A 19,392-nucleotide genomic window follows, 5' to 3' on the forward strand; every position below is an offset into this window, starting at 1 on the left:
CTCATGGCGGGACACCTCCTCGCCGTGGTGATGACCTCGACGCTCGTCCCGCGAGGCCCCGCGCCACAAGGCCGTGGCGGCCGGCGTCGCTCTGAAGGGCATCGTGAGCCGCTCCGACCTGCTGAGGGTGTTCCTGCGGGACGACGCGGACATCGCCGAGGAGGTCCAGCGCGAGATCGTCCTACGCCTCTTCGGTACGCACGCCGAAGCGGTCCGGATCGAGGTGCACGACGGTGTTGTGACACTCGGTGGCCGGGTGCACGGCACCGCGCTCGTCCCACTCGCCACCCTGCCGGCGCGGGCCGTCGAAGGCGTGGTGGACGCACAGTGCGTGCTGACCGGTCCGCCGCGCCATCCGGACCTCGATCCTGACCTGCCGGACCCACAGCGAGCGGCCCCCGCCTGACGGCGGGCGGCGCCCGCCGAGAGGAGGTGGCGACCGCGACGCGGACACCTCCCACGACGGTGAAGCGCGCACGACTGTGGCGCTGGCGGCGGAAACCCGCTCCGTCGGCACAGTGATGTCGTCGAGGTCCGGATCGTGCTCGCCACCTGGATCTGCTCCCTCCTCGGCGGGGTCCTCGCGGGCGCGGCGGCAGCCCAGGGACGTTCGCCGCGCGGCAGGCCCAGGTCCACGCTGTGTCCGCCGTCCTCACCGACGACGCGCCGAGAAACCCGCTCGGAGGGACCGGATACGACGACGGCCCGGTATGGACCCCCGTGTATCCGGATCACGGTCTGGACGGACCCCTCCGGCCGGAGGGTGTCCGCACCCGTCACGGGGACCGCCGCAAGGCTGCAGGCAGGCCTGATCGGCGCGCTCGTCGCCCCGGCGGCCGGTGCTGCTGTCTCGGCAGCAGGGTGGGTGGTCCGCACCCGGCTCATCCGGCGGCGTAAGGCCGAATGGGGCCAGGAATGGAAGCAGGCCGGACTTCAGTGGGGGAACCTGAGCGCTTGAGCGGGGTTAGGCAGACGCTGGCGAGGGCCACTACTCATCGGTCGCGGTGAGTCGGCAGTCCACGTCCACCACGCCCTCGACGCCCCGCACGAGGCGGACGGCGAGAGGAATCCGGGTGGCGTCCGGCACTCGTCCGGTCAGCGTCGCGACGCCCTCGGTGACCGTGATGTGCACGGGCTCGACCGGAGCGGGGAAGAGGAGGTCGACCACGTCGCGGCGAATCTCGTTGGCAAGATCATTGTCCCGGCGCAGGAACACCTTGAGCAGGTCCCCGCGGCTGACGACGCCCTCAAGCAGACCCTCGGCGTTCACGACGGGCAGTCGCTTGACTTGGCGCAGGGCCATGATGCGGGCCGCTTCGGCGAGCGTCGCGTCGGAGTGGACGGTGACGGCCGGGGTGCTCATGAGCTCCTCCGCGTTCATCGCCCCGGCCTTGGCCAGGTCGGGCAGCCGGCGCAGCTGGGTGAACCGGTCCGGATCGCTGTCCCGGAACTCCTCCTTTGGCAGCAGATCGGCCTCCGACACCACCCCGATCACCCGGCCGTCGCCCTCCAGCACGGGAAGGGCACTGACCTTCCACTGCTCCATGCGCTCGACGATGTCCTTGAACAGAGCCTCGCGGCCCACCGCGACGACGGCACCCGTCATCACGTCACTCACTCGATGCGGGCTACTGTGCATGCTGTCCTCCTCACCAGGCCGGGTGGTCACGTCAGACCACCGCTGCCGTAGGGGGCGTAAAGGTCGAGCAGCCGGATCCGGGAGGCGTGCAGCCGCTGGGCGACCACGCGCCCGACCCAGACTGCGATCGCCCGGCCGAACTCGGGGTCCTCGGCGCACATCGCCCGGACCGTCTCGGCGTCGAACTTCCAAGCGGGCCGGATCCTCTGCCGGGCTGACCGACGATGCGGCCTCCGAGCGAGAAGCCGCGGCCGAGTTCAACGATGACATGGCGGAGGCGAACCGCAAGTTCCGCTGGGAGGCGTTCATCCGGAACCCCGTTGATCAGTCCTCCCCGGGTGTCGGGCTGTTGCAGTGTCTGCAGGCGTCGGGCGAACTCGACGCGGAGGTCAGCGTAGGGGCGGGTGCCGCACCCGGTCCGTTCAAGCGGTCAGCCCACGGGCGAAGTGGCGAAGTCGTGCCAGGACGCGGCCGTGCTGCTGGTCTGCTTGAGCAGCCGGGCCGGTTCGGGCGGGGCAGGCCAGAACTGCAGCAGATACCGGTCATCCGTCTGAGACTCGTCGTCCTCCCGGACGTTCTTACTCTTGCCGGCATCCATACCGGTGGCGGAGTACCGCACGCGGTAGTCGCGCACCTCCAGTCCCAACTCCCACCACTTTTTCCAGTTCCACTGCCGCAGCTTGGTCTCCTCCGACACCGGACGGAACGGGACCTCGACGATTTCCTCCCACGTCTCGTCCAGTACAGGTCGGCTGTCATGCAGCTCGGCGGTGAAGCCGATGCCACCGATGCGCAGACCGGTCAGTAAGAACAGCGTCCCGTCCGTCCCGCCTCCGCAGAGCCCGACGCCCTCTTGCCCGGTGAAGGCATCGTGCAGGTCGCATTCGTCCCCGCCGCTCTCTACAAAGATCTGGCCGTAGTCCACATGCACCTCGCCACTGACAAGCAACTTCATTGATCCCGCTCTCACCTCGGCTGATTTGCTCTCTGATCCTGCCAGTCGGCACTGACAACGGGGCGGGCAGGGACGGCTTCGGCTGATGCCGGCGGTTTGCGCGGTCCGGGGTGACGGACAGGCGGACCAGGCTGCTGTTGCCGCGGGTGATGCGGCGGCCCAACGGCGGGGCAGGACGGCGAACCCGGACGCGTCTTTGGAACGGCGTCGGCCAGTCGGCGCCAGGCGGTCGGCGTGGAGGCGAGGGGGGCCGAACACCTCCGCCTGGTGGCGCAGCAAGGCCAGGTCCGCTGTCGCCTCGCCGCCGTCGGTGAGCATGACCGCGAGATCGACCGCGATCCGGCCGGGGCCGTGCCCGGTGCCACGTGGTCGCAGTCGACGCAGCGCGTCCGTGCTGGCTCTGGTCAGACCAGTGGTGTCGGCGAGGTCGGCCAGCAGGCGGGATCCCGCGTGGCTGACCACCCCGTGACCGTCGGCCGAGAGGACGAGCTTGGGACGCGACCCGGTCGTGTGCGCGCAGAAAGTGCCCTCCGGCTGTGATGACAGAGACCTTCGGCAAGCCTCATCTTCCCAGTTCAGAAGACACTTTCGCTTTTCCGATCAAGACTCGGACACCGCCGCAAGTGAATCGCGCAGGTTAGTGCCGCTGTCAGCAGTGGTATGGACGGTGACGCTCATTGCGCCGCCCTTCCCGGGACGCGGAGGCTGCGTCCCGGCCCCCCAGGAGTCCGAGCGGACTTGGCGGCTGTCTTTCCTCCCCCCGACGGGAGCGCGTCGGTGATCACGCTCTGAGTTATCGACGGTGCATGGTCTCCAGAGCGGCGGCCAGTACGTGGGGGTCGTGGTGGCCCTTGTAGACCGCCGGAGGGCGCTTGTCCAGGTTCAGGAGCTGAGCCACCGCCGTCCAGGCGGTTCGCACGGAGTACTCGACGGTGAAGACGACATCGTCGGGCACTTCGGCGAACTGCCCGATGAAGGCGAGGTTCACCGATCCCTCGGGTACCACCTGGGGCCGGTCGGCGCGGCGACGGGCCAGGAACTGGCTGGTGATGTACGGCATCACACAGGGCACGACGCTGGACGTCTCCAGGACCCGGGCCGCTGTCTGCTCGTCGAACGGGAGGTGGTGCAGGACCTCTTCGAGGATCTCCCGGCCGGAGCACATGGTCATCGGCTTGGGCGTGTGGTTGCCCGCACGGTCGGGGAACAGGCCGTAGCCCCACCAGACGGAGACGTCCTCGGGCTGGTCGTGGTAGACGGGCTGTCGGTTGGCGACGATGGTAAGCAGCCAGTTGGAGTTGGTGAAGGTCATCAGGCCGCCCTTGCCGGCCGGACGGCCGCTGAACTCCTCGAGAGCCTTCAGGAAGGCGGGGTCCTTCGCGGTGACCGTGAACGACTCCCAGCGGGACGCCTTGACGTCCTTGTCGAAGACGGCCGGGTCGCCGAAGTCGTCGCGTCCGCGGGCCAGCCGGTGCCACAGCAGCCAGGCGTCCGAGCGATGCGGAGCCGACGGGGGTGCGGAGGTGTGCGAGCCGACGCTGGAGGCATCGGTCATGGAGCCGTTGGTGACGAAGACGAGGTCCTCGGGAGCGACGGCGATCTTCTCGTCGTGGCCGTCCCGGCTCAGGTAGAGAATCTCGACAGTGCCGCTTTCGACTCCCGGGGTGAACCCGAGGTCGATCACACGGCAGCCGGTGTGGACGGTGACACCGCGTTCGCGGAGCCAGGTTGTCAGCGGCCGCACGATGGAGTCGTACTGGTGGTAGCGGGTCCGGTGGATGCCCGACATCGTGGCGAACTGGGGGAAGAGGTGGATGAAGCGCCTCAGGTAGCGGCGGAACTCGATCGCGCTGTGCCAGGGCTGGAAGGCGAACGTGGTGCACCACATGAACCAGAAGTTGGTGGTGAAGAAGTGCTCGCCGAAGCAGTCGGTGATCCGCCTGCCGTCCAGGTGCCCCTCGGGGGTGGCCAGGCAGCGGACCAGCTCCAGCCGGTCGCGCTCGGAGAATCCCATCGAGGTCGTGTCCACGATCTCGCCATCCCCGTTGACGAGACGGGCGATGTCGTCCCAGGCGGACTCCTCGTGTCCGGCCAAGATCTCCTCGGTCACGGAGACGGAGGGGTCGTCGAGGGTGGGGATGCCGGACAGCAGGTCGTAGGTGCAGCGGAACTCGGCCTCGAACATCCGCCCTCCGCGCATGGTGTAGCCGGCGTCCGGTGTGCCGGCCGCGTCCAGGCTGCCGCCGATGGTCCGCTGTTCCTCGAAGAGGTGGATGTCGGATCCCTTGAATCCGCCGTCGCGGATCAGGAACGTGGCAGCGGCGAGTGCCGCGATTCCGCTGCCCACCAGATATGCCTTGGCCATCACACAACTCCTCGTTCTCACCGGTCGATCGGGAACCACTCGTCCCACGGTCTCCCTAGGCCCGGAATTCCGCAGTGGGCCGTTGGTCACTTCATTGGTCCGGACGGCCCTCGAAGTGAGTTTCGGCGGTTGCCGCCTGCAGGCGGAGGACAGGGCGGCGGCCCGGTCGGTGGACAGTCACCGACCGGGCCTGTTCTCACGCGGATTCATGCAGTGCGGGAGTCCTCTGCCGTGCTGCCGGGCTCCGTGGCGGGACGCGACTGTCGGCTTCCGCCGCGCCACGGCGGGGCAGTCGTCCGGTGACCGTTCTCCCAGGCCTGGGCGGCCTTGTCGATCTGGCGGCGCACCCGGTCCTGAAGCCGGTCGACGACCTCCGTGCCCGTAGCGTCCTCGGCCATGGCGATCACCTGGTGACCGCTGACCTGCAGGTCGGCCGTGGCCGACCACGGGCGGTCGGCGTGGTGGGTGGCTGCCCGCACGATGCGCACCTCCCCCGTGACGGCGGGCAAGCCCGGCCTGCTCACGACGGCGTCGATCTTCGTACGGGCGTACGCCAGGGTCTCTTCGTCCACGGCGCCATCGGAGCGCAGCCGAATCGTGGGCGTCGCCTGGGTGTTGTCGGTGGTCATGCGAGGTGCCTCCTTGGGGATATCAAAAAGTTCGGCGCGGTTCAGGCCGCGGTGTCGGGCAGCCACAGGTCGGGTCCGAAGACCTCGTAGCGGATGCGTCGTGCGGGAACCCCGGCGCTCAGCAGTTGTCCGCGTACCTCGCGCATGAAGGGGAGCGGGCCGCACAGAAACAGAGTGGCGTCGTCGGGGAGTTGGGTCTCCCTCAGGTCCATCAGGCCGGTGAGGGCGTCGGGTTCTTCCGGTCCGGGTCGCTCGTACCAGAAGACGGCGCGGGCTTCCGGAAGTTGGCCGAGGAGGTCGCGTGTCTCGGCGTGCAGGGCGTGGTCGCCCGGGGAGTGGTCGGCGTGCAGGACCAGTACCGGGCGGGTCGAGCCGTGGGCGGCGAGATCGGCCAGGATGCTGGTCATGGGAGTGCAGCCGATTCCCGCTGAGACCAGGACGAGTGGGGTGGTGGCGTCGGCCGGGGCGTCGAGGAAGACGTCGCCGAACGGCGTGGACAGTGTCAGCTCGTCCCCTTCACGGATGTGGTCGTGCAGCAGGTTGGAGACCTCGCCGTCCGGCCCGCCGGTGTCACGAGTGACACGCTTCACGGTGATCCGCCGCAGTTCTCGGCCCGGGTCCGAGGACAGGCTGTACTGACGCAACTGGTGGACTCCGTCGGTCATGCGCACGCGTACGCTCACGTACTGTCCCGCCCGAGCCCGCGGCGCCGGCTCGCCGTCCGCCGGGCGGAGCAGGAGGGACACGACGTCCGCGGTCTCGGTGCGGCGTTCGACGACCGTCCACTGCCGCCAGATCTTGCCGGGCTGCACCCCGGCGGCCTGGTAGAGGCGGGCTTCCTGGCTGATCAGGGCGCCGGCCATCAGCCAGTAGACCTCGTCCCAGGCGGCCGCCACCTCGGGTGTGACCGCGTCGCCGAGGACCTCGGCTATCGCGCCGAACAGGTATTTGTGCACGATCGTGTACTGGTCCTCAGTGACGCCGACGGCCGTGTGCTTGTGCGCGATCCGGGCCAGCAGTGTGTCCGGGCGGGTGTCCGGATCGTCGAGCAGCGCAGTCGCGAAGGCGGCGATCGAGCCGGCCAGGGCGCGGCGCTGGGCGCCGCTGGCCTGGTTGCCGCGGTTGAACATCCCGTCGAGCAGTTCCGGCCGGTCGTGGAACATCATGTCGTAGAAGCGGGTGGTGATCTCGTCGAGCGCCCCAGCCACGGTGGGCAGGGTGGCCCGTACGAGAGCGGCGGATTCTGCGGACAGCATGGAACCTCCCGGAAAGGGCGGATGAAGAGGAAAGGAGCCGCATCGCGTCAGGGCGGCGGTCTTCTGTGTAGCAGGCGGGCGGACCGCGTTTCGACGCCGTTTGGCGGCAGCGGGTGAAGTAGGGCCGAAGGGCCCCATCACCTGGGGCACATCGGCTCCACCGGGTCCATGCGGCCGGGGTCGGACGGCGCTTGGCGCTACCCTCTCGGCCCCTGCCACCGCCGTTCTCGCGGAGGAGCGCTTACGAGGCAGTCGTCGCCCGGCTGATGTGGGCGGGACGAGGCCCGCCCGCACGGTCGCTTGAACACGTCAGGCCTGGTCGGTTCATCGGAACGACGGCCGCGATGCGCACGCTACGGTCGTTCTGCCCGCTCGTCGTCCGGAGGGCCCTGCACACGGCCGTAGTAGGCCGTACGCATGAGTTCCTGCATGTCGTCGAGCATGGGCATCCGTGGGTTGGCTGGGGCGCACTGGTCCTCGTAGGCGTTGAGGGCCTGCAGGGGCAGCGCGTCCAGGAAGGCCCGCTCGTCGACGCCGAGGGCCTGGAACGTAGGCTCGATACTCAAGGCGTCGCGGAGACGTTCCACTGCTGAGGCGAGCGACTCGACGCCCTGGGCCGGGGTGGTGGCGGGCAGTCCGAGGCTGCGGGCGATTTCCTGAAAGCGTTCGGGGGCGCGGTAGTCCTCGTACTTGGGCCAGGCGGTGAGTTTCGGGGGGACGGTGCCGTTGTAGCGGATGACGTGTGGAAGCAGAACGGCGTTGGTACGGCCGTGCGCGATGTGGAAGGTGGCGCCGAGCGTGTGGGACATGGCGTGGACGATGCCGAGGAAGGCGTTGCCGAAGGCCATGCCCGCGATGGTGCCGGCGTTGTGCATCTTCTCCCGGGCTTCCGGCTGGGCCGCGCGGTCGTTGACCGCTGCCTCGATGTTGTCGAAGATCAGTCGGATCGCCTGCAGGGCGAGGCCGTCGGTGAAGTCGTTGGCGTAGACCGACAGGTACGCCTCGATGGCGTGGGTGAGGGCGTCGAAGCCGCTGTCGGCGGCCAGCGCCCGGGGCAGCCCGGTGGTGAGCAGTGGGTCGACGATGGCCACGCTGGGAGTGAGCGCGTAGTCGGCCAGCGGGTACTTCTTTCCGGTGGAAGGGTCGGAGATGACGGCGAAGGGGGTCACCTCGGCGCCGGTGCCGGAGGTGGTGGGGACGCACACCAGGCGGGCTAGCCTGCCGAGGACGGGGAAGCGGAAGGCTCGCTTGCGGATGTCGGAGAACTTGTGCCGCATGTCGGCGAAGTCGACGTCCTTGCCCATGGCCTGCTGCTCGTACAGCAGCCACATCACCTTGGCCGCGTCCATGGGAGAGCCGCCGCCGAGCGCGATGATGGTGTCCGGGTGGAAGTCGCCCATCAGGCGGGCGCCGTGCCGGACGGAGTCGATGCTGGGCTCGGGCTCGACGTTGTCGATGACCTGGATGGTGACCGGTTCCCGGCGCCGCCGTAGCACGCGCTCGACCCGGTCGACGAGGCCGAGGCGGGTCATTGTCGCGTCAGTGACGATGGTGACGCGGTGGACCTCCGGCATGGAGGCGAGGTACTGGATGGCCTGTGGCTCGAAGTAGATCTTCGGTGGCACCTTGAACCACTGCAGGTTGTTGCGGCGCACCGAGACGCGCTTGACGTTCAGCAGCTGGGCGGCGGAGACGTTGTTCGACACCGACGTGCTGCCCCACGAGCCGCACCCCAGTGTCAGCGACGGCAGCAGGCTGTTGTAGATACCACCGATCGCGCCCTGCGAGGACGGGGCGTTGACGATGATCCGCACGGTCTTCATGCGCCTTCCGTACGCCTCGGCCAGTGCGGGGTCCTCGGTGTGGATGACGGCGCTGTGTCCCTGCCCGTGGAAGGCCACCATGTCGGCGGCCAGGTCGAAGCCTTGCTGTTCGGAGCCGGCGCGGAGCACGGCGAGGACCGGGCAGAGCTTTTCCCGGGTGAGCGGTTCGTCCGCGCCGACCCGGTCGGCCTCGACCAGGATGAGCGACGTGTCGTCAGGCACGGAGAATCCGGCCTGTTCGGCGATCCAGGCCGGACTCCGGCCGACCGCCGCGGAGTTGACCTTGGGCTCGCAGCCGGCGCCCTTGGTGCCTGCGGGGAACAGGAACGCCTCCAGCTTCGCCTTCTCCTCGGCGGTCGCCAGATGGGCATGCAGGGTGTGGAACTCGGCGAGGGCCGCGTCGTAGATCTGCTCGTCCAGGATGACGGCCTGCTCGGAGGCGCAGATCATGCCGTTGTCGAACGACTTGGACAGCACCAGGTCGTTGACGGCCCGGCGCAGCTTGGCGCTCCTGTGGACATAGGCGGGGACGTTTCCGGCGCCCACGCCCAGAGCGGGCTTGCCCGCCGAATAGGCGGCCTTGACCATGGCGTTGCCGCCGGTGGCGAGGATCAGCGAGACACCCGGGTGTCGCATCAGGGTGCCGGTCGCCTCCACGGACGGGGTCTCGATCCACTGCACGCAGTGCTCGGGCGCACCCGCTGCGACCGCGGCGTCGCGCACGATGCGGGCCGCCTGCGCGCTGCAGCGCTGGGCGGAAGGGTGGAAGGCGAACACGACCGGGTTGCGTGTCTTCAGCGCCATCAGTGCCTTGAAGATCGTGGTGGAGGTCGGGTTGGTTACCGGAGTGATCGCGCAGACCACACCGACGGGCTCGGCCACCTCGATCATGTCTTCGATGTCGTCGCGGGCGATGACGCCGACCGTCTTCATCGGGTCCATGCTGTGCGTGACGTGCTCGCAGGCGAACATGTTCTTGGCGGCTTTGTCTTCGAAGACGCCGCGTCCGGTCTCGTCCACCGCGAGCCGCGCGAGCGCGGTGTGCTGGTCCAGGGCGGCGACTGATGCCTTCTTCACGATGTGGTCGACCTGCTCCTGATCGAGCGTCTCATAGTCGGCGAGCGCCTTGAGCCCGTTCGTCACCAGCCGGTCCACCGCGATGGCGATGTCGGACGGCGTGGCGGCGGGGCCGGCGGTCGCGCCTGGGTCGTCGTGGCGGGTCATGGGGGCAAGCCTCCGTTGTCGAGAGGGCGACGCCGCACAGGCGGCGGCGCGCGGAGGGAACGGCACGGCGGGAGGAGAGAGAAAGACCGGTACCGCTCCCACCGGCACCGTCTCTCGTCCGCGGTTCTCCGACCCAGGTCCCGTTGGTCCCTTTGCTGGGCTGACCGGCCTCGAAGTCGCCGGGCCGTGCTACTCGCCCCGCCACGGCCACTCGTGCCGGCTGGTGCCGTGACCGCAGAGCCACCTCACGCTTCTGACATGTCAAGCGGTCTGGGCAAGTTGGGTGGGAACGCGGTGTGATCGTCGAACAGTTCGTGGTTCTGGAGGGAGCGGGCTCGGGTCATTCTGTTGATCTTGCGGGAGCAGGGCAGGGGCGAGGGCGCAGGTAGCGTTGGCGATCTTCTTCAGGAGTCCCCTCACTCGGACTACCTGGTCCACGGCGAACCGGACGCGGCAGCCGTGCTGCGCGACCGGATCGATCGGACCCTGGGCTGGGCGGAGGTGGTGTCATGGCCCGGGGAGGACGCGCTAGTCCGCTGAGGGTGCGACCCCGCAGGGCGCGACGTATGCCTTCATGATCGCCGCCTCCGGCACGGATGTCCGCGCTCGGCCGGCTTCTTCGGCACCGTGTCCGTGGCCTCGTCTGTGACGGGCGGCCGGATCATGAGGCGATCGTCCACCAACCTCGGGACCTCTCGCTCTTCCCCCTCGGGTGGGCCGGCCCAAGGCCGGTGAGCCCCCGTGTGCAAGGGCCGTTGTGGACCTCTGGCAGGCCCTCTTGGCCCATGCGCCCCGACCTGCGGCGGAGTTGGCTGGGAGCACGGAGAAGGACGTCGACCAGGGAGGGCGAGGGCAGTGGGTACCAGTCTCACACCGGAGTTTTGGGAGCGGTTCGCGGTGCTGCTCGTGCTGGCGGCGGGTCTGACGTGTGTCCTCGCCGCGGTCTTCGACGATCTCGCCGTCCGGGTTTTGCGCCTTCGGGCACACAGGACGCCGCCACAGGCGCCGTACCGGCCGGAGCGGAACGACCACCGTACGTCGGTGCACTGCTGACGCTTTCGGCGAGCAACGTTTCGTGGGCTGGGGACCTGGTCCCCGGCCCACGCTGCTGAGTACAACTCCGGCGGCGTCGCCACGCGTTTCCGTGAACGTTACGCGGCTCCGCTCTTGAGGAGCACCAGCGTTCCGGTTTTCCCGAGCGGCCGCATCGGCTGGTCCGTCGCCGGCACCGCGACCACAGGGGACAGCCGCGTGTCATAGGCACTCCCGGCAGACGGCGCCTCTCACTGGTGATCCGCCTTCTTCATGAGCCGTGCCCCCGGTGGCCGGCGGGAGCGCTCCGCGAGCGGACCCCGGCGGGCTTCCCTCGGCCACGAAGGTACGTACGGTGCTGTCGACGTACGAGCTGTGGACCTCGCGAAGGGACTGGGCGAGTACTTGCTTGGCCTCCTGCCTGTTGGGACATCGTCGGGTCAGCCTGCACAGGAGCGTAGGGGCGAGCCTGGGCCGCTCCCATGCGTGGACGGCAACCCTCCGGCTCTGCGGGGCTCCGGCCTGCTCCGCGGCCCAGCGGAGAGCGGCCGGGGGTGCCATGGATCCGTCGACGCCCACAACGGCCCGTTTGTCGGCGGTGATGACGCCGATGTCGAGCGGAACGCCGAGGATCAGACTGCCGGACCGCGCTGTCCGCGTGCAGCCGGGGAGGGGCGTGCCGGCTGCTGCTTCCGGGGCTGACGAGGGCGGTGCGGCAGGGCCGGACGGCCCTCCGAGGGGACCTGACAGCCCCTGCCCCAGTGCGGGCCGCGGCGTGACGCTGGTACTGGATGACAGACCTGGCGCTGGAGGTGCCGGCATGCTTCTGCCCGTTGTTGCCGGAGTCGACGGATCCGCGGAGAGCCTGGCCGCCGGCGCATGGGTGGTGCGCGAGGCCGTGCGGCGAGGACGACCGCTGCGCCTGGTACACGTCTGGGACTGGCACCCCCGCCAGCGGGACGGTGAGATCGCGAACGCCGCGCAACGGCATCTGGCCCGGCGTTCACTGTGCCAGGCGGAGGAACGCGTCCGCACCGAGTGTCCGGACGTCCGTCTCTCCGACGAGCAGGTGGAGGGCCCGGCCGTCGCGGCCCTGCTGAAGGCGGTGGACCAGGCCGACGTGACGGTTCTGGGCTCGCGCGGACTGAGCGGTTTCACCGGATTCCTCGTGGGTTCCGTCGCGTTCGGCGTGGTCGCGGAGGTCACGCGTCCCGTCGTCCTCGTACGGGCGGACGAGGAGGCGGAGGACGAACACGTACCGACGGGTGAGGGAAGAGCCTCGACGGACACCGGATACCGGGACGTGGTGCTCGCCATCGACCTGGACGACCCCTGCTACGAGGTCATCGAGTTCGCCTTCGAGGCGGCCCGGCTCCGGCATGCGCGGCTGCGGGCTGTGCATGCCTGGCACGCGCCCCACCGGACCGGCCTCGGATCCGGCGACAGTGACGGGTTGCGCCCGGCGACCCGCGCAGCTCACCTGGGAAGGAACTGACACCATGTACTGGAACTCGAACCACATGAACGACTGGGGCTGGCTCACCATGTCGCTGAGCATGGTCCTCTTCTGGGCATTGCTGATCGCCGTCGGCGTCCTGCTCTTCCGGGCTCTGAGCCGAGGCACTACGGACATGCATACGCGTGCCTCTCGAACCACACCGGAGCAGCTGCTGGCCGAGCGGTTCGCACGCGGGGAGGTCGACGAGGACGAGTACCGGCGCCGACTACGTAATTACCGAGACCTGGACGAGTCGTCGCTGCGGATGCCTGGAAGACCTCAACTGCCCACGCAGTCGAGGAACAGGACGCCGGACCGTCTGAGGCAACGAGCGAATCGGACCAGATCACTTGAGACGGGGACCAGATCGAGAGAGACGGGACACCAAGCGACTCGATTGGGCGACAAGGGACAGCAGTTGTCCGTTCTCAACGAACCCAGTCGACGGCAGGCGGCTGACCTGAGCGGACCAACTTGATTGAGACGGCCTCTCTCGGGCCGGCCTACTGCTCCATATCGCCGACCTGCGGTGACTGGATTCGTTGAGACGAATCGATGCCGACTCGGTTCGATGAGACGGGACAGCAGTTGTCCTTTGACAGCGAAGTTAGTCGTTCCGTTCGCGTTGACCTGCGGCGACTGGATTGGTTGGCAAACGATCAGGCGAGGCGGGTCGGGTTCGTCACCGAGATCCGACTCTGATGGGTGAACCCTGGTCGCTGTGCTGGGTGGCCCTCCGTCACATAGGGAGCGAGAACAGCCGTACTGTCCCTGAGGGCCAGCGGGCGTCGTCGCGCAGGGGCGTCACCATAGTTCGCAGCGGCATGGTCACCAGGCGGCCTTCGGGTTGTTCGACGAGTACGTCCTTGTCGAGCGAGTGCCATCCAAGGCGCTGGTAGAGCGGCACGAGGGCAGGCCGACAGAACAGCAGTGCGTGTTGAGGACCCATCGCGCGGGCGTGCTCCAGGGCAGCTGTGACGACGAGCCGAGCCAGGCCCTGACCTTGCATGCAGGGTGCGACGGCCACCCCGCCGACACCCACCACCTCTGTCTCGGCGTCGCCGATCGCGACAGGCAGTCGCAGCAGGCCGGCGTGTGCCACGAGCCGGCCTTCGTGTCTGATGCCGAAGTGTTCTTCTTTCGGCAGCCAGGTCAGACCGGTCGAGGCGACGCCGAAGGGATCGTCGCTTTTGCCAAGGATCTCCTCCTGGTCCGCCTTCGTATACTGGGGGAGCCGCACCGCGCTCGGTGCCACAGAGAATCGGTTCTCAGACATTCCGACATGATGATCTCTCCGCCGAGCACTGGCCAAGCGATTCTCCGCCGACGTTGGGCGCTGTCGCTCCCGGTCGACATACGGTGTCGGGACTCAGTCGCGCAGTCCAGCAGCGGACGCCGCCGAGACTCGCGTACAGCATCCACGTACGACAGCTCGACATACGGCTCCGCAAGATCTGCCCCGACCGGTACGGCCACCCAGCACCCCCAGTACGTCCCCTCGTACGACTAGGTTCGCTGGCAAGGAAGCCGAAACGGCTTAGGTCGTTGTCAAACGCCTCGATTGGAGGACAAAGGACAACAGTTGTCCTTCGACATCGAAGATAGTCGTGTGCAGCGCGCTGATCTGGGGCGACTGGGTCGGATGTCAATGGATGCGGCTCGTCTCGAGTGGGCTACGTGTGCTGTCTCGTGAGGCTGGTACCGCTAGGCGGAACTGGTGGTGCTGGTTGGCAGAGCCTGCTGATAGAGCGCCACCAACACACCGTGCACTGGCTGGTCCTCTGCATTTTCCTCGGCCTCGTCGACCAGTTTGGCGAGAGCCTCGCCGAGTTCTCTTGCCTTCGCAGGGCTGAGACGCAGGTGGCGCAGTGTCAGGTGGGTCTCGGCGGGAGAGAGGTCCAGCTCCTGGGCGATGGCGGCGAGCATCGCGGCGGTGCCTGCCGCTTGGGGTTCGGCGACGACCATCTGGCGGGCCGTGCGCTGGTAGTACTGCTCGGTGCCGCCGCGGACCTGGCGGGTCTCGGCGACGTGGACCAGCCCGGCTTCGCGGAGCACTTTGAGGTGGTGGGCCACGTTGCCCTTCTTCGCGTCGAGCTGCGCCGCAAGCTGGCTGATGGTGGCAGGCCGGTGGCCCAGGGCGAAGAGCAACCGCTGACGCAACGGGTGGGCGAGCGCCGCGAACTGGTCAGGCGCACCGATCTCCAGAACATCCTCAGGGGGTGGCAGGTGGGAAGGCTGATCACGCATACCGGAAGTGTCTAATCTCATTGACGCTTTCGCAAGCGCAGTGCTCTACTCCCTGTCATGACGACTCTGACGAAGCTTCAGCCCGCCCCTGTCATCGACGAGACAGCCCGGCTGCTGACCGAGCACTACGTTTTCCCCGAGATAGCCGAGCAGCTCGCCGGCCTGCTGCACCGACGCCTCACCGAGGGCGCCTATGACGTCGACGACGCCGAGGCGCTCGCCCGTCTGGTCACCGCGGACCTGCAGTCCGTCAACGGCGACCGACACCTGAGACTGAAGCACCACGCCGACCCCGTGCCCCCCAAGCAGGGGGCGGCCAACCGGGCCGCCATCCGCCGGGACTTCGACACCTCGCTGGGCGGTGCGCCCCGGGTGGAGTTGCTCGGCGGAGGGGTCGCCGTGGTGGAGCTGGCGCCGATGCTGTTTCCGCTGGAGTGGGCCGCCGAGCCGCTGAGCGCCGCGCTCACCATGGCCTCCCGCGCCCAGGCGCTGATCGTGGACCTTCGCGCCAACCGGGGTGGCGACCCGGACACGGTCGCCTTCGTCTGCAGTTACCTACTGGACGAGCGCACGCACCTCAACACCATGTACTGGCGCGGCGGCGAGCGCAGCGAGCAGTCCTGGAGCCTGCCGCACGTTCCCGGCGCGTGCTTCGGTGGCAGCAAGCCGTTGTATGTGTTGTCCAGTGACAGCACCTTCTCTGCCGCTGAGGAGCTGGCGTACGACCTCCAGCAGCTCGGCCGCGCCGTTGTCGTCGGCGAGCGCACCCGCGGCGGCGCACATCCGTGCGAGGGCTGGACCGTGCACCCACACCTGGAAGCCACCGTCCCCGTTGGCCGCGCCATCAATCCCGTCTCCGGCGCGAACTGGGAGGGTGCCGGTGTGCAGCCGGACGTCCCTTGCGCTGCTGTTGACTCCCTCAGCCAGGCGCACGCGCTGGCCCTCGCCCGACTGGCAGGCTGACCCGGTCCAGCTCATCGACAGCACTGCGCGCAGTGCCCCTATCCACGTCCGTGGCTGGCTTCGGCGGCGGAGGCCCCAGTCTCCGGCGGCCCCTACGTGCTCACCCCGAAACGGCCGGGTCCGCTGTCAACCGCCTTGATTGGACGGCAGAGGACAGCAGTTGTCCTTTGATAGCGAAGTTAGTCGTGTGCAGCCACTTGACCTGGGTCGACGGGTTGGATGTCAACGAGTCTGCTCGTGCTGACGCCGTTCGGGGTCGTGTGTATCTCATGGGTCTGCTGCAGGTTTGGGTGACAGGTTGACGTGCCCCACGGTTTGGGTTCCAGCCGCAGTGGCTAACTGGCGGCGGGGATGGTGTCTTGCTCGAAGAGTAGTTCGTACTCGATCGGGGTGCGGTAGCCCAGTGCTGAGTGGCGCCGCTGTCGGTTGTGAAAGACCTCGATGTATTCGAAGATCGCGTTCGCCAACTCGACCCGGGTCTTCCACCGCCTGCGATTTAACAGCTCGATCTGCATCGAGGACCAGAACGACTCCATCATCGCGTTGTCCAGGCCGTCCCCGACGGTCGTGGCCGATCGGCCATCGATTGGCCATTGGCCGTGAGATTCGGCCCCGGAATCTGAGATCCCACAATTGTAGGATCTTGCCGCTCGTTGCATAGGCAGCGTTCGCTGAACTGCGGTTCTTCCGCTGTCTCAGGACGGTGGCACAGCCGCTCGGTCTCACGAACGTGGCATTTCCCTCTGGTCTTGGTCGGCCGGAGTCGGCGTACCGCATTTCCTGCGGTACGCCGTCGCGGCCGGGGCCTCGTGCGCTCCGCCGGCGCCCCGGAGGAAGCCTCCGAGGCACTGATGCGGTTGCCGGCCCGGGGTACCAGGACAGTTGGTCCGGAGTCAGGCGGTGACGGAGGTGTCATTTCCACGTGAGTCCTCGAGTCGGCAACCAGGTGTCGATGACGGCTGCCAGCTCGTCGCGATCGGTGAAGACGTGTCCGTTCATACCCATGGCCTGCGCGGAGCGTACGTTCTCCTCGCGGTCGTCGACGAAGAGGAAGTCGGTCGGGGCGGCCCGCATGGCGACGACGCAGTGATGGAAGGCTGCCGGGGCCGGCTTCGCCGCTTTGATCTTCCCGGAGAAGGCAACGTGGTCCAGATGGTGCAGCCAGGGTTGCGCGGCGAGGAAGGCGTCCGCGTGGTCCGAGGGGATGTTGGACAGCAAGGCGACCTCGGCGACGTCGCGGAGGGACTGGGCGTAGGCGACCATCCGGTCGTCGATGCGTGACCAGCTGTCGATGTCGGTGAGGCGCAGTTCCTCGATGGTGTCGGCGTCGACGGACAGGGACAGCCGTCGCAGTACGGCGGTCCAGTATTCGGGCGCGGACTGCTGACCGGCGTCGTAGGGCGGGCGGCAGGCCCAGTAGGCCGTGGTGAAGGCGTCGGTGGGTGTGTGACAGCGGGCGGCCATCTTTCCCAGGGCGCCCGGGCGTTGGTGGCGGGCGACGACCCCGAAGAGGTCGAACAGCACGATGCTGCGGTCGGTGGACATCGTCGTGGGTTCCTCCGGATCCCGAGGGGCGTTCAGCTGCTGCTTGCTGCCATCTCGCTCGTGCGGTCGGATCCGGTGCGCAGGATCCCGGCGGCCACAGAGGTGATCGCACACAGCAGGATCAGCAGTACGAAGGCGTGGTTCAGAGCGACGAGGTGGGTCAACCAGCCGATGGCGGCGGGGCCGGCGAGCATGCCGACGTAGCCGAGCCCGGCGACGCGGGAGACATTGGCCCCCGCAGCGGAGGGGTCGGCGTGCCCGGCCGCGCTGAACAACTGCGGGACACAGCCGGACAGCCCCAGACCGAACAGCGCCCACCCCGCGAACGCGGCCCATATCCACGGGGAGACGGTCACGATCGTGATGCCGGCGGCAGCCGTCGCCGCGCCGTATCTCAGGATCGCCATGGACCCGAACCGGTCGGCGAGGCGGTCGGCGAGCAGTCGGCCGATGGTCATGGTCGCTGCGAAGGTGCCGTACGCGAAGGCGGCAGTGCTCGCGGGTGCGCCGAGGACGTCCTTCAGGTGTAGCGCGCTCCAGTCGTTGGCGGCTCCCTCGCACAGCATGACCATCAGAGCCAGGGCGGCGAGGATCCAGATGCGCCTGCTGGTGCCGCGCTGCTCGGCGGCCGGCGCCTGCTCGGTCTCCCCCGCGGAGCCGGTGTCGGCAGCGGTGGGTGCGTTCGGCAGCAGGGCACGTGCCGACACCAGGGCGATCGCGATGCCCAGGGCTCCCATGGCGGCCATGCCTGCGGCCGGGCTCAGGCCGGCGCTCGCGGTAGCAGCTCCGACGAGCGCGGCGAGGATGCCGCCGACCGAGAACGTGGCGTGGAAGGCCGACATGACGGGCCGGCCGTACGCCTTCTCCACGTGCACGGCGTGGGCGTTCATGCTCACGTCCAGGCAACCGTTGCAGAATCCGAAGGCCAGCAGGGCACCTGCCAGCGTCCACGGCTCCCGGGGAAGGCCGGTCAGCACCAGGGTCGCGCTGCACAGCACGCCGGTGGCGGGAACGACGATGCGCGCCCCGAGCCTGTCAGTCAGACGTCCGGCCACCTGCATACCGATGAAGGCTCCCAACCCCAGCAGCACCAGCAGTCCCCCGAGCGTCGCGTGGCTGATGCCCACGCGCTCCTCGATGGCGGGGATGTTGACCACCCAGGTGCCCATCAGAGTGCCGCACAGGCTGAAGTAGACAAAGGTCGCTACTCGGGCGGCTCGAAGCGAATCGTTCATGACAGGCACCGTAACGAACATAGTGAGCGGTTGAATACTGTCCATTCGCACACATTGATTGTTCGTTTCGTGTGGTGTTCAATCGCGGTATGAGCAACGCAGACCGGCACGGGATGATCGCGCAGGCCGTCAGAGAGACGGGAAGGATCACGGTCCAGGAACTCGCCGAACTGACCGGCGCCTCCGAGATGACCATCCGGCGCGACCTCGACGCGCTGGCCGCGCAAGGCGTCCTCGAGCGCGTCCGCGGCGGGGCGCGCACCCTGCTGCTCAGGGGCGAGGAACCGCCCTTCGCGCTGCGTGCTCACGAGGCCGTCGACGCCAAGCGCCGCATCGCCGCCGAGGTGTCCTCGCTGATCGCCGACGGCGAGACCGTCCTCCTCGACAGCGGCACCACCTGCCTGGAGATCGCCCACCTGCTGCGCCGGCGGCCGATCACTGTGATGCCCCTGTCATTGCAGGCCATCCACGTACTCGGCGAGGGCCCGGGCCCGGCCACACTGATGGTGCCCGGCGGGCAGCCACGGGCCGCCGAGGGAGCCCTCACCGGCCCCCTCACCCTCGCGTCCCTGGCGGCGCTGCGCTTCGACACTGCCGTCATGGGTTGCTGCGGTCTCAGCGCAGCCCAGGGCCTGACCGCCTACGACCTCGACGATGCGGCCGTGAAGAAGGCCGGCATCGCCTCCACCCGCCGCATCATCGTCGCCGCCGACGGCAGCAAGCTCGGCCACACTGCCTACGCCTACGTCGGTCCCTCCACACTCCTGGACACCCTCGTCACCGACACCGCAGCACCCGTCGACGAGGTCACCGCGCTCGAAGGCACTGGCACCGTCGTCAAGGCCGTCTGACAAGACCGTCGGCCATCGGTCGTGAGATTTGGCCACGGGATGTGAGATCCCACAGCTGGTTGTAGGGTCTCGCCGCGAGTGGCCGAGCGCGCGCCCGTGACCTGCTGCTTCTCGGGCTGTCTCACGCCGT

Annotated in this window: 15 protein-coding genes and 4 pseudogenes; 5 read left to right on the forward strand and 14 right to left on the reverse strand. The window is 68.4% G+C overall.

The window, feature by feature from the left end; genetic code table 11:
* Positions 1 to 103: 103 nt before the first annotated feature.
* Complete coding sequence (locus SMIR_RS40250) at positions 104 to 406, forward strand: BON domain-containing protein (RefSeq protein WP_422664497.1); 303 nt, start codon at positions 104 to 106, stop codon at positions 404 to 406.
* Between the two features lie 582 nt (positions 407 to 988).
* Here the strand turns inward: SMIR_RS40250 and SMIR_RS40255 are convergent.
* From SMIR_RS40255 to adhE, 8 genes and pseudogenes are all read right to left on the reverse strand, one after another.
* The gene (locus SMIR_RS40255) at positions 989 to 1,639 is read right to left on the reverse strand and encodes a CBS domain-containing protein (RefSeq protein WP_212728208.1); all 651 of its coding nucleotides are present in this window, start codon (positions 1,637 to 1,639) and stop codon (positions 989 to 991) included.
* A 26-nt stretch (positions 1,640 to 1,665) separates the two neighbouring features.
* A pseudogene (locus tag SMIR_RS40260) lies at positions 1,666 to 1,833 on the reverse strand (regulator); the annotation flags it as partial.
* 236 nt (positions 1,834 to 2,069) lie between these two features.
* On the reverse strand, positions 2,070 to 2,594 hold the full coding sequence (locus SMIR_RS40265; RefSeq protein WP_212728501.1) for a hypothetical protein: 525 nt from the start codon (positions 2,592 to 2,594) through the stop codon (positions 2,070 to 2,072).
* A 209-nt stretch (positions 2,595 to 2,803) separates the two neighbouring features.
* A pseudogene (locus tag SMIR_RS40270) lies at positions 2,804 to 3,140 on the reverse strand (IS1380 family transposase); the annotation flags it as partial.
* Between the two features lie 247 nt (positions 3,141 to 3,387).
* Complete coding sequence (locus SMIR_RS40275; RefSeq protein ID WP_249938588.1) at positions 3,388 to 4,959, reverse strand: oleate hydratase; 1,572 nt, start codon at positions 4,957 to 4,959, stop codon at positions 3,388 to 3,390.
* Positions 4,960 to 5,165: 206 nt separating this feature from the next.
* Positions 5,166 to 5,588 carry a hypothetical protein gene (locus SMIR_RS40280; protein ID WP_249938589.1) on the reverse strand — a complete coding sequence of 141 codons (423 nt, stop codon included), beginning with the start codon at positions 5,586 to 5,588 and terminating at the stop codon, positions 5,166 to 5,168.
* Positions 5,589 to 5,629: 41 nt separating this feature from the next.
* Positions 5,630 to 6,844, reverse strand: a complete 1,215-nt coding sequence (locus SMIR_RS40285) for a globin domain-containing protein (protein WP_212728210.1) — start codon at positions 6,842 to 6,844, stop codon at positions 5,630 to 5,632.
* Positions 6,845 to 7,197: 353 nt separating this feature from the next.
* Positions 7,198 to 9,891 carry a bifunctional acetaldehyde-CoA/alcohol dehydrogenase gene (gene adhE / locus SMIR_RS40290; protein ID WP_212728211.1) on the reverse strand — a complete coding sequence of 898 codons (2,694 nt, stop codon included), beginning with the start codon at positions 9,889 to 9,891 and terminating at the stop codon, positions 7,198 to 7,200.
* Positions 9,892 to 10,746: 855 nt separating this feature from the next.
* On the opposite strand from adhE, the gene SMIR_RS40295 reads away from it, so the two are divergent.
* A complete protein-coding gene (locus tag SMIR_RS40295; RefSeq protein ID WP_075032525.1) occupies positions 10,747 to 10,944 on the forward strand; it encodes a hypothetical protein in 198 nt (65 codons plus the stop codon).
* 201 nt (positions 10,945 to 11,145) lie between these two features.
* Here the strand turns inward: SMIR_RS40295 and SMIR_RS45095 are convergent, their stop codons facing one another.
* On the reverse strand, positions 11,146 to 11,745 hold the full coding sequence (locus tag SMIR_RS45095) for a universal stress protein (protein ID WP_422664498.1): 600 nt from the start codon (positions 11,743 to 11,745) through the stop codon (positions 11,146 to 11,148).
* Between SMIR_RS45095 and SMIR_RS40305 the strand changes: the two are divergent.
* Positions 11,744 to 12,397: pseudogene (locus SMIR_RS40305) on the forward strand (universal stress protein); the annotation flags it as partial. The gene SMIR_RS45095 and the pseudogene SMIR_RS40305 overlap by 2 nt on opposite strands.
* Positions 12,398 to 13,160: 763 nt before the next feature.
* Here the strand turns inward: SMIR_RS40305 and SMIR_RS40310 are convergent.
* Together SMIR_RS40310 and SMIR_RS40315 are read right to left on the reverse strand one after the other, a co-directional pair.
* Positions 13,161 to 13,697, reverse strand: coding sequence for a GNAT family N-acetyltransferase (locus tag SMIR_RS40310; protein WP_212728214.1), 537 nt, complete (start codon positions 13,695 to 13,697; stop codon positions 13,161 to 13,163).
* A 428-nt stretch (positions 13,698 to 14,125) separates the two neighbouring features.
* Positions 14,126 to 14,668 (reverse strand): ArsR/SmtB family transcription factor, encoded by a 543-nt coding sequence (locus SMIR_RS40315; protein WP_168488230.1) that lies wholly within the window; start codon positions 14,666 to 14,668, stop codon positions 14,126 to 14,128.
* Positions 14,669 to 14,725: 57 nt separating this feature from the next.
* Between SMIR_RS40315 and SMIR_RS40320 the strand changes: the two genes are divergently transcribed.
* Complete coding sequence (locus SMIR_RS40320; protein ID WP_212728215.1) at positions 14,726 to 15,631, forward strand: S41 family peptidase; 906 nt, start codon at positions 14,726 to 14,728, stop codon at positions 15,629 to 15,631.
* A gap of 335 nt (positions 15,632 to 15,966) precedes the next feature.
* Here the strand turns inward: SMIR_RS40320 and SMIR_RS40325 are convergent.
* From SMIR_RS40325 to SMIR_RS40335, 3 genes and pseudogenes are all read right to left on the reverse strand, one after another.
* Positions 15,967 to 16,197, reverse strand: a pseudogene (locus tag SMIR_RS40325) (integrase core domain-containing protein); the annotation flags it as partial.
* Between the two features lie 346 nt (positions 16,198 to 16,543).
* Positions 16,544 to 17,176: an HAD-IA family hydrolase gene (locus tag SMIR_RS40330; RefSeq protein ID WP_212728216.1), complete on the reverse strand. Its 633-nt coding sequence runs from the start codon at positions 17,174 to 17,176 to the stop codon at positions 16,544 to 16,546.
* Positions 17,177 to 17,208: 32 nt separating this feature from the next.
* Positions 17,209 to 18,411 carry an MFS transporter gene (locus tag SMIR_RS40335; RefSeq protein ID WP_249938590.1) on the reverse strand — a complete coding sequence of 401 codons (1,203 nt, stop codon included), beginning with the start codon at positions 18,409 to 18,411 and terminating at the stop codon, positions 17,209 to 17,211.
* A gap of 89 nt (positions 18,412 to 18,500) precedes the next feature.
* Here SMIR_RS40335 and SMIR_RS40340 point away from each other — a divergent pair, with 89 nt between their 5' ends.
* Entirely contained in the window at positions 18,501 to 19,262 is a 762-nt protein-coding gene (locus tag SMIR_RS40340; protein WP_212728217.1) for a DeoR/GlpR family DNA-binding transcription regulator, read from the forward strand.
* The last annotated feature ends 130 nt before the right edge of the window (positions 19,263 to 19,392 follow it).

This window comes from Streptomyces mirabilis, from assembly GCF_018310535.1.
Lineage (GTDB): Bacteria > Actinomycetota > Actinomycetes > Streptomycetales > Streptomycetaceae > Streptomyces.